Source organism: Pseudomonas sp. B40(2017) (assembly GCF_002112855.1).
Lineage (GTDB): Bacteria > Pseudomonadota > Gammaproteobacteria > Pseudomonadales > Pseudomonadaceae > Aquipseudomonas > Aquipseudomonas pharyngis.
This window is the reverse complement of record NZ_NEIT01000008.1, coordinates 47049-64387: the sequence shown is the minus strand read 5'-3', so window position 1 is coordinate 64387 and position 17339 is coordinate 47049. Positions and strand designations below refer to the sequence as shown.

General features: G+C 63.5%; 12 protein-coding genes. 6 read left to right on the top strand and 6 right to left on the bottom strand.

The features are described from left to right. Positions 1 to 17 precede the first annotated feature (17 nt). A complete protein-coding gene (locus CAF76_RS23000; protein WP_085648657.1) occupies positions 18 to 947 on the bottom strand; it encodes an NAD-dependent epimerase/dehydratase family protein in 930 nt (309 codons plus the stop codon). Further along, entirely contained in the window at positions 940 to 1824 is an 885-nt protein-coding gene (locus CAF76_RS22995) for a sugar nucleotide-binding protein (RefSeq protein WP_074691645.1), read from the bottom strand. The genes CAF76_RS23000 and CAF76_RS22995 overlap by 8 nt, the downstream gene beginning before the upstream one ends. A gap of 179 nt (positions 1825 to 2003) precedes the next feature. Between CAF76_RS22995 and CAF76_RS22990 the strand changes: the two genes are divergently transcribed. Further along, positions 2004 to 6299 carry a DEAD/DEAH box helicase gene (locus CAF76_RS22990; protein WP_085648656.1) on the top strand — a complete coding sequence of 1432 codons (4296 nt, stop codon included), beginning with the start codon at positions 2004 to 2006 and terminating at the stop codon, positions 6297 to 6299. Here the strand turns inward: CAF76_RS22990 and CAF76_RS22985 are convergent. Continuing rightward, positions 6293 to 8398 (bottom strand): mechanosensitive ion channel family protein, encoded by a 2106-nt coding sequence (locus CAF76_RS22985; RefSeq protein WP_085648655.1) that lies wholly within the window; start codon positions 8396 to 8398, stop codon positions 6293 to 6295. The two genes, CAF76_RS22990 and CAF76_RS22985, sit on opposite strands and share 7 nt — an antisense overlap. 408 nt (positions 8399 to 8806) lie before the next feature. Here CAF76_RS22985 and CAF76_RS22980 point away from each other — a divergent pair, with 408 nt between their 5' ends. The 5 genes from CAF76_RS22980 to CAF76_RS22960 all read left to right on the top strand — a co-directional run bounded on the left by CAF76_RS22980 (position 8807) and on the right by CAF76_RS22960 (position 14108). Continuing rightward, a complete protein-coding gene (locus CAF76_RS22980; protein WP_039771949.1) occupies positions 8807 to 10018 on the top strand; it encodes an MFS transporter in 1212 nt (403 codons plus the stop codon). A 103-nt stretch (positions 10019 to 10121) separates the two neighbouring features. Further along, a complete protein-coding gene (locus tag CAF76_RS22975; RefSeq protein ID WP_085648654.1) occupies positions 10122 to 11048 on the top strand; it encodes a DUF72 domain-containing protein in 927 nt (308 codons plus the stop codon). Continuing rightward, positions 11045 to 11842 (top strand): endonuclease/exonuclease/phosphatase family protein, encoded by a 798-nt coding sequence (locus CAF76_RS22970; protein ID WP_085648653.1) that lies wholly within the window; start codon positions 11045 to 11047, stop codon positions 11840 to 11842. The genes CAF76_RS22975 and CAF76_RS22970 overlap by 4 nt, the downstream gene beginning before the upstream one ends. Beyond that, complete coding sequence (gene clsB / locus CAF76_RS22965) at positions 11839 to 13125, top strand: cardiolipin synthase ClsB (protein ID WP_085648652.1); 1287 nt, start codon at positions 11839 to 11841, stop codon at positions 13123 to 13125. The genes CAF76_RS22970 and clsB overlap by 4 nt, the downstream gene beginning before the upstream one ends. Next, positions 13122 to 14108, top strand: a complete 987-nt coding sequence (locus tag CAF76_RS22960) for a lysylphosphatidylglycerol synthase domain-containing protein (protein ID WP_085648651.1) — start codon at positions 13122 to 13124, stop codon at positions 14106 to 14108. The genes clsB and CAF76_RS22960 overlap by 4 nt, the downstream gene beginning before the upstream one ends. A 114-nt stretch (positions 14109 to 14222) precedes the next feature. Here CAF76_RS22960 and CAF76_RS22955 read toward each other — a convergent pair whose 3' ends face one another. The 3 genes from CAF76_RS22955 to CAF76_RS22945 form a co-directional block, all read right to left on the bottom strand. Beyond that, entirely contained in the window at positions 14223 to 14981 is a 759-nt protein-coding gene (locus CAF76_RS22955; protein ID WP_085648650.1) for a S9 family peptidase, read from the bottom strand. Continuing rightward, positions 14971 to 16077, bottom strand: a complete 1107-nt coding sequence (locus tag CAF76_RS22950) for a DUF3182 family protein (RefSeq protein WP_085648649.1) — start codon at positions 16075 to 16077, stop codon at positions 14971 to 14973. Before CAF76_RS22950 ends, CAF76_RS22955 begins: the two co-directional genes overlap by 11 nt. 177 nt (positions 16078 to 16254) lie before the next feature. Further along, positions 16255 to 17250: a GlxA family transcriptional regulator gene (locus CAF76_RS22945; RefSeq protein WP_085648648.1), complete on the bottom strand. Its 996-nt coding sequence runs from the start codon at positions 17248 to 17250 to the stop codon at positions 16255 to 16257. Positions 17251 to 17339: the final 89 nt, after the last annotated feature.

Sequence of the window (17339 nt, the reverse complement as noted above, 5' to 3'; positions counted from 1 at the left end):
TCATGTCTGCGAAAAGCTCAGCGGCCGAGCAGACGGGCCAGGCCGACGTTCATCGGCGTTGGCGTCGGGCACTTGAATCGCTCCAGCAACCGGCTGTTGTTCGCCCGCGAGTGGCGGATGTCACCGGAGCGCGCCGGGCCATAGCTGACGGGCGGCAACTCGCCGACCACCGCTTCGAGCGCGGCCAGCATCTGCTTGAGGTTGGTCGCCTGATTCCAGCCGACGTTCACCGCACCGACGTCCACTTGCGGCTTCTCGATCGCCTGCACCAGGACGTCGACCAGGTCTTCGACGTACATGAAATCCCGGGTCTGCTCGCCATCGCCGAACACGGTGATCGGCATGCCTTTCTGCGCGCGTTCGCTGAAGATGCTGATCACCCCGGAATACGGCGAGGACGGATCCTGGCGCGGGCCGAAGATGTTGAAGAAACGGAAGATCGCCGGTTCCAGACCGTGCTGGCGGCGGTAGAAATCGAAGTACTGCTCGCCGGCCAGTTTGTCCGACGCATAAGGCGTCAACGGCGCCTTGGGCGTGTCTTCGTCAATCGACTCGCCTTCGCCATTGTTGCCGTAGACCGCCGCACTGGAAGCGTACAGCACACGTTTGACGCCGGCCTCGCGCATGGCTTCGCAGACGTTCAGCGTGCCGATGAAATTGCTCTGGTGGGTTTTCACCGGATCGTCCACCGACGCCTGCACCGACGCAACGGCAGCCAGATGGGCGACAGCGCTGCAACCCTGCATTGCCTGTGCGACCAATGCGGCATCGGCCACATCGCCGACGATCAGTTCGACCCTGGGATTATCCAGCGGCAGATTGCTGCGCTTGCCGGTCGACAGGTCATCGAGGATCCGCACCGAATGGCCCTTGGCAAGCAGCGCGTCAGTCAGGTGCGAGCCGATGAAACCGGCGCCGCCGGTGATGAGAACAGGGCCTTCAGCCATGACGATAAAACCTATCCAGTAAGCCCGGGAGTGCGGCACGCCAGGCGCGCGGCTTGATCCCGAAGGTGTGCAGAATTTTCTTGCAGGCGAGTACCGCGTGTTGCGGTTCTTCGGCGGCATCCGGCCGCGCGGCGTGGGCCTGGGCGGTCGGCGCTTCGATGGCCAGCGGGTGCAGGCTGCGCGCTTCGGAGAGAATCGCCTGACCCAGTGCCAGCGGCGTGGTCGCCTCGTGGCCGGCGTAGTGGTATGTGCCCCACAGCGGCGCGGCGCAATCGAGTTGCTTGAGCACCGAAATGATCACCCGCGCGGCATCGTCGACCGGCGTCGGATTGCCACGGCGGTCATCGGCCAGCAGCAACTCTTCCGGCTGTTCGGCACGGGCCAGGAAGCGTCCGAGGATCCCTTCCGGGCTGTCGTCGAGCAGCCAGCCGAAGCGCAGCAGCACATGTTGCGGGCAAGTGGCGCGTACGCTCTGTTCGATCCGCCACAGGGCCTGACCGCGCAGGCCCAACGGCACCGGTTCGTCCTTTTCGCTGTAGGCGGTGGCGCGGGAGCCGTCGAATACCCGATAACTGGACGGCTGCACCAGCACGATGTTGTGGTGCTGGCACAGTTCGGCCAGGCGTTCGATGGCGCGTTCCTGCCCGGCCAGACGGCTTTCACTGACGACCTCGGCCTGGAACCAGTCGAAATAGTAGGCAAGGTTGATCAATGCATCGGGACGGGTGTCGTCGAGCAATTGGGTCAGGCTCGCGGCATCCCAGCCGTCTTCGGGCGGGCGGGGGGCGAGGAAACCGATGTCTTCCTCCGCACCGAGGCGAATCAGCGCCTGCCCAAGGGCATTTCCGCCGCCCAGTAACATAAGGCGCATTCGCATAGAGTCAGCAGGCCCAGTCTGATTGGAACGATGGCTTTGGCGACGATGCTTTGTGACACCGTCGTCGATAATTGCCGGAATCGTTGCATTTTGCGGGTTTAGTGCGCAACCGTCACCCGTAAAGTGTAGATCCCGAGCGGTACTTGCAACTTCGCCCACCCACCCGCATAACTGGAGCCATGAATCTGCCCCTTCCCACGGACGCGGCGCTGGCAGGCTTTCACCCCGCCGTCAGCGCCTGGTTCAGCAGCACCTTCCCGACGGTAACCGCCGCCCAGGCCCGCGCATGGCCGTTGATCCGCCAGCGCCGTTCGACGCTGATCGCCGCGCCCACCGGTTCCGGCAAGACCCTCACCGCGTTCCTCGCCGTGCTCGACGAACTGGTCCACCGCGGCCTGGAAACCCCGGAAGGTCTGCCGGACGAAACCCTGGTGGTCTACGTTTCGCCGCTCAAGGCGCTGTCCAACGACATCCGCATCAACTTGCAGAACCCGCTGGCCGGGATTACCGAGCAGTTACGCCAAATGGACCTGCCGGCGCTGGAAATCACCACCGCCGTGCGCACCGGCGACACCCCGCAGAAAGACCGCGCCGCCATGCGCAAGAGTGCGCCGCACATACTGGTGACCACCCCGGAATCGCTCTACGTGCTGCTCGGCTCGGAGTCCGGGCGAAAAATGCTCGGCACCACGCGCACCGTAATCGTCGACGAGATCCACGCCATCGCCGCCGGCAAACGCGGCAGCCACCTGGCCTTGAGCCTCGAACGCTTGCAGGCGCTGTGTCCTGAACCACTGACCCGCATCGGCCTGTCGGCCACGCAAAAACCGATCGATGCGGTCGCACGATTTCTGGTCGGCCATGACCGCCCGTGCGAAATCATCGACATCGGCCACGCGCGCCCACGGGATCTGGGCATCGAAGTGCCGCCGGTGCCGTTGACGGCGGTGATGGCCAACGACGTCTGGGAACTGGTCTACGACCGCCTCGCAGCACTGGCCCATGAACACCGCACCACGCTGATTTTCGTCAACACCCGCCGTCTGGCCGAACGCCTGAGCCGGCACCTCAGCGAACGCCTCGGAAAAGACGCCGTGGCCGCGCACCACGGCAGTCTGGCCAAGGAGTTTCGCCTCGACGCCGAACAACGGCTCAAGCGTGGCGAGCTGCAAGTGCTGATCGCCACCGCCTCGCTGGAGCTGGGGATCGATATCGGCGAAGTCGACCTCGTCTGCCAGATCGCTTCACCGCGCTCGATTGCCGGTTTTCTGCAACGGGTCGGCCGCTCCGGGCACCAGGTCGGCGGTACGCCCAAGGGCCGCCTGTTCGCCACCACCCGCGACGATTTGATCGAGTGCGCCGCCCTGCTCGACAGCGTGCGCCGGGGTGAACTCGATACGCTGCACATACCCGAAGCGCCGCTGGATGTGCTGGCGCAGCAGATCATCGCCGAGGTCAGTTGCCAGGAATGGGCCGAAGACGATTTGCTCACGCTGTTCCGCCGGGCCGAGCCCTACGCCCGCCTTGACGAAAAACATTATCAGGCGCTGCTGGGCATGCTCGCCGAAGGCTACAACGGTCGCCAGGGCATCCGCAGCGCCTATCTGCACCGCGACGCCATCAGCCGAACCCTGCGCGGACGACGCGGTGCAAGGCTGACGGCAGTCACCAGCGGCGGCACCATCCCCGACAATGCCGACTACAGCGTCTTGCTCGAACCCCAGAGCCTGAACATCGGCAGCGTCAACGAAGACTTCGCCGTGGAAAGCATCGCCGGCGATGTGTTCCAGCTCGGCAACGCCTCTTACCGGATCCTGCGGGTGGAAGCCGGCAAGGTGCGGGTCGAAGACGCCCGGGGCCTGCCGCCGACCATTCCGTTCTGGCTCGGCGAGGCGCCGGGACGCAGCGATGAACTGTCGGCGGCCGTGGCGCGCCTGCACGCGCAGCTCGATCAACTGCTCAGCGCCAGCCCCGGCAACCTGCAACCGGCCCTCGACTGGCTGACCGACACCCTCGGCCTGAACCTGGCCAGCGCCGAGCAACTGGTGGATTACCTGGCCCGCGCCCGCCTCGCCCTCGGTGCCTTGCCGTCGCGAGACACGCTGCTGATGGAGCGGTTTTTCGACGAGTCCGGCGGCACCCAGTTGATCATCCATTCGCCATTCGGCAGCCGAATCAACCGCGCCTGGGGCCTGGCCCTGCGCAAGCGTTTCTGCCGCACCTTCAACTTCGAATTGCAGGCCGCCGCCAGCGAAGACGCGATCGTGCTGTCGCTGTCCACCAGCCACAGTTTCGAACTCGACGAGGTCTGGCGTTACCTGCACAGCAACAGCGCCGAGCACATCCTGATTCAAGCCGTGCTGGATGCGCCGCTGTTCGGTGTGCGCTGGCGCTGGAATGCCGGGGTGGCGCTGGCCCTGCCGCGCTTCACCGGCGGGCGCAAGGTCGCGCCGCAATTGCAGCGGATGAAAAGCGAAGACCTGATCGCCAGTGTGTTTCCCGATCAGATCGCCTGCCTGGAAAACCTCGCCGGTGAACGGGAAATTCCCGAGCATCCGCTGGTGGAACAGACCCTCGACGATTGCCTGCACGAAGCGATGGACAGCGAAGGCTGGCTGCAACTGCTGCGGCGCATGGAGCGCGGCGAAGTGCGCCTGATCGCCCGCGACCTGCCGGCGCCCTCGCCGTTGGCGGCGGAAATCCTCAGCGCCCGCCCCTACACCTTTCTCGACGACGCGCCGCTGGAAGAGCGTCGCACCCAGGCCGTGCTCAACCGCCGCTGGAGCGATCCGCAATCCACCGACGACCTCGGCGCGCTGGACGCCGACGCGATCAACGCCGTGCGCGAAGAAGCCTGGCCGACGCCGAACAGCGCCGATGAAATGCATGAAGCGCTGATGAGCCTGGCCTGCATCAGCGATCGCGAAGTCGAGGCCAATCCGCATTGGCGCGAGTGGCTGAATGCTTTGGCCGAAACCGGGCGAGCCTGCCGATTGCAGATCGATCCCGAGCACTCACTGTGGCTGGCGAGAGAACGCCTGACCTGTCTGCAAGCGCTTTATCCACAGGCGCATTCTGACCTGGCCGCGTTGCCCGGTTTCGACGAAGCATGGACCGCCGATGATGCACTGATCGAAGTGATCCGCGCGCGGCTCGGCGCATTCGGTCCGCAACCGCTGGTGGCGATTGCCGAATCGCTGGCCCTGATGCCGGCCGCTGTTCATCAAGCCCTCGCTCATCTGGAGCGTGAAGGTTATGTACTGCGCGGCCAGTTCACGCCGGGGTCGACCGTTGAAGAATGGTGCGAACGGCATCTGCTGGCGCGCATTCACCGCTACACCGTCAAGCGTCTGCGCCGGGAAATCGAGCCGGTGGCGTTGCAGGATTTCATGCGGTTTCTGTTCGACTGGCAGCATGTGTCCCCGTCCACCCGTGGTCAGGGCAACGCCGTATTGCCGGCGATTGTCGGCCAGTTCGAAGGCTACCCGGCCGCCGCTTCGGCCTGGGACAGCGACATTCTTCCGGCGCGGCTCAAGGATTATTCACCGAGCTGGCTGGATGATCTGTGCCGCAGCGGCAAACTGGTATGGACACGCCTCAGCGCCCGGCAAAACATCAGCGGCACGGCATTGCGCAGCACCCCCATCGTGTTGCTGCCGCGCAGTCAGGTCGGCTTGTGGAGCGCGCTGGCCGAGCAGACGCCGGTCAGCGAACTGTCGCCCAAAACCCGCAAGGTGTTCGACGCGCTGAGCCAGCACGGTGCGTTGTTTTTCGATGAGCTGACTCATGAAGCACACCTGCTGCGCACCGAGCTGGAAATCGCCTTGCAGGAACTGGTCGGCGCCGGGCTGGTGAATGCCGACAGTTTTGCCGGATTGCGGGCGCTGATCACCCCGGCGAGCAAGCGCCAGCAGCGCAGCAGTCGACGCGGGCGCGGGGCGTTTGTCGGTGGCATGGACGATGCGGGGCGCTGGGCGCTTTTGCGTCGCGGGCCGGTGGTGGAAAACCGTCAAACGGCGTCGCCCGAAACCCTCGAACACATCGCCATGACTCTGTTACGCCGCTATGGCGTGGTGTTCTGGCGCCTGTTGGAGCGCGAAGCAGACTGGCTGCCGAGCTGGCGCGAGTTGTTGCGCACGTTCCATCGACTGGAAGCGCGGGGCGAGATTCGTGGCGGGCGCTTTGTCAGCGGTCTGGCCGGCGAGCAATTCGCCCTGCCCGAGGCGATTCCGCTGCTGCGCGAAGTCCGCCGTCGCCCCCATGACGGCAGCCTGATCGCGGTGTGCGGCGTCGATCCGCTGAACCTCGCCGGGACCTTGTTGCCGGGGGCGAAAGTGCCGGCGCTGGCGAGCAATCGGCTGGTGTATCGCGATGGGTTGCCGGTCGCTGCCGAGGTCGCGGGCAAGCCGCAATTCTGGGTGGAGCTGGACTCCGCCGCCATGAGCGAAATCCGCAACAGGCTGACCCGTCACTGAGTGCGCGCCTGCTCCGGTAACACCACCGACGAATGCGCCGGCGCCACCTCTACTTCCGGTCGCTTGGGCAGCAAAACCTGCTGTGGATAAGTCTGCGCGAAATGCACCCACGGGCTGTTATCCACAAGCTTTTTCAAGCGCTGATTGAACGCGCGGCTCACCGCGTATTGCCCGCCCGAGACCGTGCGAAATTGCGCGGTCAGCACCACGCCGTTCAGATCCATCTTGTCCACGCCAAATACATCCAGCGGCCCTTGCAGGTTGTACTTGAGGAACGGGTCTTCGCGAATCGAATCCCCCGCCTCGCGGATCAGCTCGATGGCCTTGTCGACATCAGTGTCATAGGTGAACTGCACCGAGAAAAACGCGAACGCAAACTGTCGCGATTGATTGGTCACGGCCTTGATCTGGCCGAACGGCACCGAGTGCACGAAGCCCTTGCCGTCGCGCAGGCGCAGGGTGCGAATGGTCAGGCCTTCGACCGTGCCGGCATGCCCGGAATCGAGCACCACCCAGTCGCCGATCGACAGGGTGTCTTCGATGATGATGAACAGCCCGGTGATCACGTCCTGCACCAGTTGCTGCGAGCCGAAACCGATGGCCAGGCCGACCACCCCGGCACCGGCCAGCAGCGGCGCGACATTGATCCCGAGATTGGCCATGGTGGTGATCGCGCAGATCACCACCAGGATGATTTTGATCGCATTGCGCAGCAGCGGCAGGATGGTTTTCACCCGGGTGCTGGGCTGGCGCGCCGAGCGTTTGCTGACCGGTGGTTTGAGTGCTTCCTGAATCGCCGTGTCGAGCACCACCCACAACAGCCACGTCACGAGGAAGATCAGACCGATGCTGCTCAGGGCATTGCTGATCGCCCGACCGACCGTGCTGCTCTGCGCAAAATCGAGCAGCGACACCCCCCAGATCCGCCCGAGAATATCGATGAACGCAATCGCAATGACGATCCGCAGCAAGGCGTGCAACAGGCTGAGAAAGCGTTCCTTGTAGGCACTGCTGCGCTGGATCGCCTCGGCCCTGCGCGACTTGAAAAGATGCTGAAGAATCGTGCTGAGAAACACCGTGCCGATCAGCAGCACCGTGGTGAACAGCGCACATCGCAGGGCCTTTTGATTGTCCTCGCCGATGCCGATCAGATTGACCGCCGAGACCAGCACCATCAACACGATCGGCCAGTACCAGAGCCCGGAAAAAATCCTCAGGGACTCCTGCAGCGACGGCTGTTTCAGGCGCTGGGCCAGCGGGCGATTGCGGATCAGGTGCGCCACCGGCCGACGCAGGCGAATCACCAGCAGGCCGAAGATGATCGACGCCAGCAGACCGGTGAACACCGCAATGCTGCTGGTGATGTTGCCGCCCAGTTGCCGGGCGATCTGCGGGCTGGTCAGGGCGTCACTCAACGCGGCGAGAAAGCCGATCAGGAACAGCGGTTTCGGGCAGTAGTCGCGGATGATCTGCACGGCGCGGCGCTTGTGGCCGACATTGAACATCACCACCACGCACAACAGCATCGACGTGGAAAATATCCCGCTGCTGGTGGCGTAGGCGAAACACAGCGCCAGCGCTCGCCCCACCGAGGCCGACAGAAAATGGCTGACGTACAGGGTCAGCGGCAGGCAGATCAGCGCGGGCAGCGTGTAGGGCAACAGGTAACCGAGCAAATCCTGGCTGCGCTGGCGGGTGCGCAGCCAGCGCCCTTCCCGCAGCCGCTTGCCCAGCACACTGCCGAGTACCGTCAACACGGCAAACGTGCCCAGCCACACGCCGGACAGCATCATGAAATCCCCCGCCACGCTCCAGCCTGAGCGGTTCGAAGGTTGATTGACCAGCCTGTCGACTTCATCCGCCGCCCGATCGGCGCGCAGGCGCCAGGCGTCGACCAGATGTTCGTTGAGGTCGAGCTTGTCCTGCACGTCGTCGATGCTGGAACTGATGGCGCCGAGCAGTCCGCCCTGGACGATCGGTTCCGGTTTGGCCGGCTCTTCACTGGCCGCCGGAACGCCCGGCAGGCTGGCGGCTTGCACTGCATGGCCGCCGAACAACAGCAATGCCCCCAATAGAATCGCGATCCTGAACCTGGTCAAAACGCAGAGCTCCCTCGGTTGAACCTGTAAGGAACTGATCGACATTTGACCGACAAAGTTCAAGAGCCCCCTCACCCCAGCCCTCCCGAAACGTCGGACCGCCCGGAGGGAGAGGGAGCCGACCGAGGTGTTTTCACGAGTTACATCGACCTGCAAAGTTCGTTTTGTTCTCAAGTCCGAGAGCCGGCCTATGCTGCGTCGAAACCTGAGTATGGCTCGGTGTATCACGTCGGCGTAACTCAAAAGGACACATCGATCAGTCCCCTCTCCCCCCGGGAGAGGGTTAGGGTGAGGGGGTGCTTTTGATCTTTGCGCCCAGATCAAATATCAAATGCCCACCCCTGTATTTTTCCACCCCCACCAAACCCCGACACTGCGCTCCATTCAATCCCCTACCGGAGTGCCGTCATGCCCATTGCCCTGCTCGCGCTGACCCTCAGCGCTTTCGCCATCGGGACGACCGAGTTCGTCATCGTTGGCCTGCTTCCCACCATCGGCGCCGATCTCGGCGTCAGCTTGCCGTCCGCCGGTCTGCTGGTCAGTCTCTACGCCCTCGGCGTAGCCATCGGTGCGCCGGTCTTGACCGCCCTCACCGGCAAAGTCCCGCGCAAACTGTTGCTGCTGTCGCTGATGGTGCTGTTCACCCTCGGCAACCTGCTGGCCTGGCTGGCGCCGAGTTATGAATCGCTGGTATTGGCGCGGATCGTCACGGGTCTGGCCCATGGCGTGTTCTTTTCGATCGGCTCGACCATCGCCACCAGCCTGGTGCCCAAGGAGAAAGCCGCCAGTGCGATTGCGATCATGTTCACCGGCCTGACCGTGGCGCTGGTCACCGGCGTGCCGCTGGGCACGTTCATCGGTCAGCATTTCGGCTGGCGTGAAACCTTCCTTGCCGTTTCAGCACTGGGCGTGATCGCGTTTATCGGCAGCCTGCTGTATGTGCCGAACAACATTGCCCACAGCAAACCGGCGTCGCTGTTGCAGCAATTGCAGGTGCTCAAGCAACCGCGTCTATTGCTGGTATATGCCATGACGGCCATCGGTTACGGCGGCTCGTTCATCGCCTTCACGTTCCTGGCGCCGATCCTTCAGGACATCTCCGGCTTCAGCGCCGGCACCGTCAGCCTGGTGTTGCTGGTGTACGGCGTGTCGGTGGCGGTCGGCAACCTCTGGGGCGGCAAACTGGCGGACAAACGCGGGCCGATCAGCGCGCTGAAAATCATCTTCGCCCTGCTCGCCGCCGTGCTGTTCGTGCTCACCTTCACCGCCGCCAACCCGTGGCTGGCACTGGCCACCGTGCTGGTCTGGGGCGCGGTCGCCTTCGGCAACGTGCCGGGCTTGCAGGTGTACGTGGTGCGGCAGGCTGAACATCACACACCGCACGCCGTGGACGTGGCATCGGGCCTGAACATTGCCGCGTTCAACCTCGGTATTGCCGGTGGCGCGTGGGGTGGTGGTCTGATCGTCGAGCACATCGGCCTGATTCACACCGCATGGATCGGCGGCCTGGTGGTGCTGGTCGCGTTGGCCCTGACGGCATGGAGCGGTCGCCTCGATCGCCTGGGCCCGGTGTACGCCGAACCCGCCGAAGGCTCGGCCCGGATCGTCACCGGGCACTGATCCGTAGCAGCCCGACCGTCCGTAATCCCGTCGAAACTTTCCGCGACCGCTCGCAGTCATCCACAGACAGAGGCCGTATGGGGACTTTCGACGGGAGGGCGGCATGGCAACGATTCATATCGGTATTTCAGGCTGGCGTTACGCCCCGTGGCGCGGGGACTTTTACCCGAAGGGGCTGGCGCAGAAACGCGAATTGCAGTTCGCCTCTCGGGCGGTCAACAGCATCGAAATCAACGGATCGTTCTACGCCTTGCAGCGGCCTGAACGTTATGCCCAGTGGTACGCCGAAACGCCGGACGATTTCGTGTTCAGCATCAAGGCGCCCCGCTTCATCACCCACATCCGCCGTCTGCGCGATATCGAAAAACCCCTGGCCAATTTTTTCGCCTCCGGGGTGCTGGAACTGAAGGAAAAACTCGGGCCGGTCCTTTGGCAATTTCCGCCCAACTTCACTTTCGACCCCGTGCGTTTCGAAGCCTTTCTCGACCAGTTGCCCCACGACACCCAGGCCGCTGCCGCCCTCGCCCGTCAGCACGACTCACACCTGCACGGCCACGCGAGCCTGAAGGCCTACGGCAAAAAACCGCTGCGCCATGCCGTGGAAATCCGCAACGACAGTTTCATCGATCCCGACTTCGTGCGCCTGCTCAAGCGCTACAACACTGCGCTGGTGATCGCCGACACCGCCGGGAAATGGCCGTACCGCGAAGACCTCACCAGCGACTTCGTCTACCTGCGCCTGCACGGTGCCGAAGAACTTTACGCCAGCGGCTACACCCCAGCTGCGCTGCAACGCTGGGCCGAACGGATTGATGACTGGCACCATGGCCGGCAACCGGGCGACGCCCATTTGATCGCCCCGCGCCTGAAGCCTCGGGCGCGTAAATCCCGTGAGGTTTTCTGCTACTTCGACAACGACATCAAGGTCCGCGCGCCGTTCGATGCCCGCAGCCTGCTGCAGCGCTTCGATCTGGATAAAACACTCGAAACCGTGCCCGGCGAACCGGCTGCCGAGGGGGTACTCGCATGAGCATTCCCGAGCCGCTCGGCTTCACCGACGAGCAGTCCACGGTCATCACCACCGAGCGCCGTTTCACTGTGCTGACGGTGAACACCCACAAGGGTTTCACCGCGCTGAACCGGCGCTTCATCCTGCCGGAATTGCGCGAAGCGGTGCGCAGCGTGTCCGCCGACGTGGTGTTTCTTCAGGAAGTTCACGGCACCCACGAACATCATCCCAAGCGCTACAACAATTGGCCGACGATGCCGCAGTACGAATTTCTCGCCGACAGTCTCTGGCCGCAGTTCGCCTACGGCCGCAACGCCGTGTACCCGGAGGGTGATCATGGCAATGCGGTGCTGTCGAAATTCCAGATCGTGCGCCATGACAACCTCGACGTGTCGATCAGCGGCCACGAAAACCGCGGGCTGCTGCATTGCGTGCTGCGCCTTCCGGGAGACGACCGTGAGGTGCACGCGATCTGCGTCCATCTGGGCCTGCGCGAAAGCCATCGCAACGATCAGTTGGCTCTGCTGAAAAAGCGCCTGGCCGAACTGCCTGAGGATGCGCCGGTGATCGTTGCCGGCGATTTCAACGACTGGCGCCAGCGCGCCGATGCCTTGCTTGAACCCTGCGGTCTGCGTGAGGTGTTCGCTGCGCATCATGGCCGGGCAGCGCGCAGTTTTCCCGCACGTCTGCCGTTGCTGCGCCTGGACCGGATCTACGTGCGCAACCTCAAAGCCAGCCAGCCCAAAGTGCTGGCGAACCGTCCCTGGTCACACCTTTCCGACCACGCGCCGCTGTCGGTGGAGATTGAACTATGAGCAGTGCACCGCTGGAGAAATCCGCCGTAGAGCCGGTCAGCATCAACCCACCCGTGCGCCAGCCCGGCACCGTCGATGTCGAGTATCGCTGGCAGGGTAACAACCGCGTCGAGTTGCTGGAAAACGGCGAAGAGTATTTCCCCCGGGTCTTCGAAGCGATGCGCGCAGCGAAAAGCGAAATCCTGCTGGAGACCTTCATCGTCTTCGAAGACAAGGTCGGGAAAGAGTTGCAGGAAATTCTGATCGATGCCGCCCGCCGTGGCGTGCGCACCACCGTCAGCCTCGACGGCTTCGGTTGCGGCGAACTGAGCACCGGTTATCTGGCCGCGCTGAGCGAAGCCGGCGTCCACCTGCAGATCTTCGATCCGGCCCCCAAGCATCTGGGTATTCGCACCAACTGGTTCCGCCGTTTGCACCGCAAGATTGTGGTGGTCGACGGGCTGGTTGCGTTCATCGGCGGGATCAATTTTTCCGGCGATCACCTGGCCGATTTCGGTCCCGAAGCGAAGCAGGATTACTCGGTGGAAATTCAGGGCCCGGCGGTGGCCGACATCCATCATTTCGCCCTGCTGCAAAGCGGCCGCCCGGGACGCGCAAGGTTCTGGTGGCAACGCCGTCGACAGCGGCGCGCCGAGATGGCATTCGATGATCACGACGGTCAGGTGCGTCTGGTGTTCCGCGACAACGACCGCCACCCCACCGATATCGAAGACGTCTATCTGCAGGTGCTGCGCCGCGCCAAACGGCGGGTGGTGATCGCCAACGCCTACTTCTTTCCTGGCTACCGCCTGCTGCGCGAGCTCCGCAACGCCGCCCGGCGCGGGGTCGAGGTGCGGCTGATTCTGCAGGGGCAGCCGGACATGCTGGTGGCCAAACTCGCCGCGCGCATGACCTACGACTACCTGCTCAAGGCCGGGGTGCAGATTCACGAATATTGCGAGCGGCCGCTGCACGGCAAAGTGGCACTGGTGGACGAGGAATGGAGCACCGTCGGCTCGAGCAATCTCGATCCGCTGAGCCTGTCGCTGAACCTGGAAGCCAACGTGCTGATCCGCGACCGCGCCTTCAATCGCCACCTGTTCGAACGCCTCGAAGACCTCAGCCACAACCACTGCAAGGCGATGGACGCCGCGAAGTCGCCGCGCGGGCGGATCTGGCACATGACCGTGGGCTTTCTGGTGTTTCACTTCCTGCGGCATTTTCCGGCCATGGCCGGTTGGCTGCCGGCGCACAAGCCACGACTCAAACCCTTTTCCCATGCCGCCGGGAGTGATCCTTCATGAGCCATTCCGAAGCCCACGCAGCCGTGCATCCGGCACCGGCGAGCAAGTCCCGCTGGAGTCGCTGGAAACGTCCGCTGACCCTGCTGTTTTTTCTGGCGCTGATCGTCCTGCTGACGATGTTCGCCAGCCGCATCGAATGGGCCGAGGTATTGCAAACCCTTGCCGACTTCAAGGTACGCACGCTGATCATCGCCTCCAGCCTGACCTTGCTGAGCTTTTTGGTGTACGCCAGTTTCGACCTGATCGGCCGCACTTATATTCGTCAGGACCTGACGTGGAAACAGATCCTGCCGGTGGGCGTCATCAGCTATGCATTCAACCTCAACCTCAGCGCATGGGTCGGCGGGATCGCCATGCGTTATCGGTTGTACTCGCGGCTCGGGGTGAGCAAAAGCAACATCGCCAAGATCCTCGGCCTGAGCCTGGCGACCAACTGGTTCGGCTACATGACCATCGCCGGCGTGGTGTTCGCCAGCGGGCTGGTGCGCATGCCACCGGGCTGGAAAGTCAGCAGCGGCGCGTTGCAGGGCATTGGCGTGTTGCTGCTGTTGGTCAGTGTCGGTTATCTGGTTGCCTGCCAGTTTTCCCGGCGTCGCGAGTGGTCGATTCGTGGGGTGGAAATCAACCTGCCGTCGCTGCGCATGGCGGTCCTGCAATTGCTGCTCGGGGCGCTCAACTGGTCGCTGATGGCGGCGGTGATTTTCACCTTGCTGCCGAGCAAGCTCGACTATCCGCTGGTGCTCGGGGTGCTGCTGATCAGTGCGATTGCCGGGGTCATCACCCACATTCCCGCCGGCCTCGGCGTACTGGAAGCGGTGTTTGTGGCGCTGCTGCAACACGAGGCTTCGCGCGGCAGTCTGGTGGCGGGGCTGCTGGCGTATCGGGCGATCTATTTTCTGCTGCCGCTGCTGATCACCGTGGTCATGTATCTGGTAGTAGAAGCCAAGGCCAAGGCGTTGCGGATCGAGAAGAAGCCGTCCTGATTTTTTTGTTATGGCTGGTGGCCCCTTCGCGAGCAAGCCCGCTCCCACAGGCAGAACGCATTTCAAACGTGGGAGCGGGCTTGCTCGCGAAGGCGTCCGAAGAGACACCACAAATCATGTGGACTGAATGATGCTCAACCGCTCACCCACCACCATCTCGGTGATCCAGTCGACCAGGATCGAGGTGTAGGCCTGCTGCGAGGTCGGATCGCTCAGGGCATGGTCGGCGCCATCGATGATGCGGTGGGTCAGTGAATGGGTCTGCTGGCACGCGGCGCGGTAACTCATGATGGTCGCGTGGGGCACGTAGTCATCGGTTTCCGACTGCACCAGCAGCACGTCCCCGGTGAATTGCGAGCAGGCGTGCAAGGCGCGGTTGCTGTCGGCGCGGATCAGCGTGCTGCGATAATCGCGCAGATCGGCCTTGTCCAGCTCGCGCTTGGGCGTGTGCCATTGCTCGTCGCGGTACAGCGCCGGCACCCGCAGCGCCAGCCAGCGCACCGGACGCAGCGAGGTAAGAATCGAGGCGAGGTAACCGCCATAGCTGGTGCCCACCACCGCGATGGCCGAAGTATCCAGCGCCGGGTGGGCGAGCAGCCGGTCGTAGGCCGCCAGCAAGTCACGCAGATTGTCTTCACGGGTGACCCGGCTCAGCGGAATGCCGGTACCGCCGGTGTGCCCGCGCAGGTCGAACGTCAGACACACACAGCCCAGACCGGCGATGCCTTTGGCCCGTTCCAGATCCCGCTCCTGGCTGCCACCCCAGCCGTGTACGAATAACACGCCGGGGACTTTCGATTTGGGACTGAGGAAGGTCCCGCTCATCTGCTCGTCATCAATGTCGATTTGAATGCTTTCGCTTCTAGCCGTCATAGGATTTGACCATCACGTATTTGAGAAGAAAGTCGCTGTTTTCGGCCGGCCCGCGATACACCTCAATGGCATCCGCCGGCAGGGCTTGATCGGTATAGGTTTCCACCGATGACACGCGGATCGCGCGCATCGAAGGATCGTTGACGAAACTTTGCAACGCCGCCACTTCCGCGCTGCTGGCGCCGCCCATGCGCCAGGACTGCTCGAGCACGCCACTGCGCGGCCGGCCTTCGCTGTCCAGGCCCTGGGCGATGTCGTAATTGCGCCGCGAGGCATAGAAGCGCGGATAGGCCTCGTCCGCCGCCCGGTCGAACACCTGCGCCTGCCGGATCGCCAGACGCACGTCGTCGGGCAGATCCAGCGCCAACAGATCCTCGTAACCGCCCTGCACCACCAGCAGGTTCGAGCCGCCGTACACCTCTTCGCCGTGGGCGTCCTTGGTCAAGTATTGATCACCGCAGTAACTCAGCACCCTGCCGCCGATGAACGACTGGCCGACGCTGTGGGTAACCACCTGACTCAAATCCTGCTCCAGCACCACGCCATCGCTGAACAGTTCTCCAGCCTCGGGTCGGGCGAGGATTTCGTCGAACGCATCGAGACTCTTGATCACTTCCTGCCCACGCCCGGCACAGGCATGGATCGGCTTGATCCGGATCGGCCCGCTGTACAACAGATGTTCGGCGGCGAGCCGTGCATCCTCAAGCGCAAAAACACTGAGCCCGTCCAGCACCACGGTGCGCACCCGCTCGGAGAACAATGGCGACCAGCCGTGCGGCGCATGGGCCTGATGGCTGCGCAAACCGTGGCTGATGGCTTTGGTGCAGATGAAATCGTGCTCGACAAAACCACCCCACAAATCGTCCGGGCCGCTCACGCCCAGTTCGCGGGCCGCAGCGCCAACGAGGGTCTGGGTCGGCAGCAGATAAATATCCCGGCCGCGATGTTTTTCAGCGTCGTAACTGCCGCCGAACTTGAGGCCGAGGATCTGCGCCAGCCATCGCGCGAGGGCCTTGTTGGTCTGCACTTCATGTTGTGGTGCGCCGGGCCGGACCGAATGGGCGACGACCACTTTCCTGCGGGATGTCGGGGTCATGCGTCCCCCTCCAACGGCGGGTTGAATGTAGGTCAGAGGGTGCAGAGATCAGGCCAACCGGGGCTCGCCTGAAACACTCTGAAAATCAGCCACTTGAAAAAACCGTACTGGCACCGCGCCCGTTTCAATCTGCACGACCGCGCTGCAGGGTCCGGCATTTTGCACGACAGATGCGTATTACTTCGCCACGGTCGCCTGCGGACTCACGCCGAATCGCGCTCGGTATTCACTCGGCGCCAGCCCGGTGATTTTCTTGAACGTCGCGCGAAAGGCGCCCGGATCCTGATAGCCCACCGTCCACGCGATGTGATCGATGGTGCCATTGGTGAATTCCAGCATCTCTCGCGCCTTGCCGACTCGCAGGTGCTGGCAGTATTCGGTGGGTTTCAGGCCGGTCGCCGCACGGAACCGGCGCAGGAATGTTCGCTCCTCCAGACCCGCACGTTCGGCCATTGCCGTCAGCGAGACATCGGTCGCGCCGGTGCCCTGCAGCCAATGCTGAACCTGAAGAATCGGCCCGTCGCCATGATTGAGAATCGGCGCAAAATTGCTGCCGCACGCACTGGCGCTGTCGCTGTGCTCCACCACCAGAAACCGCGCGGTGCTGCTGGCGATGCTCGGCCCGAGCAATCGGTCCACCAGACGCAAACCAAGCTCTGACCAGGCCATCAGCCCCGCCGTCGTTATCAGGTCACCGTCGTCGACAATCGGCGTGTCGGCCTTGAGCCTGATCTTCGGGTAACACTCGGCAAAGGCCTTGGCCGAAGTCCAGTGCGTGGTAGCGCTGCGACCATCGAGCAACCCGCTCTCCGCCAGCAGCCACGAGCCGACACAAACCCCGCCAAGCGTCGCGCCACGAGCATGTTGTTCACGCAGCCAGGGCAGCAGCCCGGCCGGCATCTGTGCCGCGGAAAAACCGGCAATGGACGGCGGGATCAACACCGCCAGCAAACCGTTGTCGGCTCCGGGATGACTGTCGTAAACCCGCACGGGCGGGTGGTCGTCATCGACCTGCCAGTGGCTGATCCGCAGCAGCGGCAGCTGTGTGGACTGGTGTTCGGCGGCGATCCGGTTGGCGACCCCGAACAGGTCGGTCAGGCCATGCACCGCCGCCATTTGCGCCCCGGGATACATCAGCACGCCCAGTTCCGCGACGGTCCTTTCTGCACCCATTGTCAGTTTTCCCCTGTGTATTGTCGGTGCGGCCAATCCTCGAAACCGTGGCCAGCGCCAATACTGAACCCACGCCAACCCACACTTCG

Bases quoted from the DNA above. Each gene is read 5' to 3' on its own strand.
- CAF76_RS23000 (WP_085648657.1), bottom strand. From the start codon at position 947: ATGGCTGAAGGCCCTGTTCTCATCACCGGCGGCGCCGGTTTCATCGGC.
- CAF76_RS22995 (WP_074691645.1), bottom strand. From the start codon at position 1,824: ATGCGAATGCGCCTTATGTTACTGGGCGGCGGAAATGCCCTTGGGCAG.
- CAF76_RS22990 (WP_085648656.1), top strand. From the start codon at position 2,004: ATGAATCTGCCCCTTCCCACGGACGCGGCGCTGGCAGGCTTTCACCCC.
- CAF76_RS22980 (WP_039771949.1), top strand. From the start codon at position 8,807: ATGCCCATTGCCCTGCTCGCGCTGACCCTCAGCGCTTTCGCCATCGGG.
- CAF76_RS22975 (WP_085648654.1), top strand. From the start codon at position 10,122: ATGGCAACGATTCATATCGGTATTTCAGGCTGGCGTTACGCCCCGTGG.
- CAF76_RS22970 (WP_085648653.1), top strand. From the start codon at position 11,045: ATGAGCATTCCCGAGCCGCTCGGCTTCACCGACGAGCAGTCCACGGTC.
- clsB (WP_085648652.1), top strand. From the start codon at position 11,839: ATGAGCAGTGCACCGCTGGAGAAATCCGCCGTAGAGCCGGTCAGCATC.
- CAF76_RS22960 (WP_085648651.1), top strand. From the start codon at position 13,122: ATGAGCCATTCCGAAGCCCACGCAGCCGTGCATCCGGCACCGGCGAGC.
- CAF76_RS22955 (WP_085648650.1), bottom strand. From the start codon at position 14,981: ATGACGGCTAGAAGCGAAAGCATTCAAATCGACATTGATGACGAGCAG.
- CAF76_RS22950 (WP_085648649.1), bottom strand. From the start codon at position 16,077: ATGACCCCGACATCCCGCAGGAAAGTGGTCGTCGCCCATTCGGTCCGG.
- CAF76_RS22945 (WP_085648648.1), bottom strand. From the start codon at position 17,250: ATGGGTGCAGAAAGGACCGTCGCGGAACTGGGCGTGCTGATGTATCCC.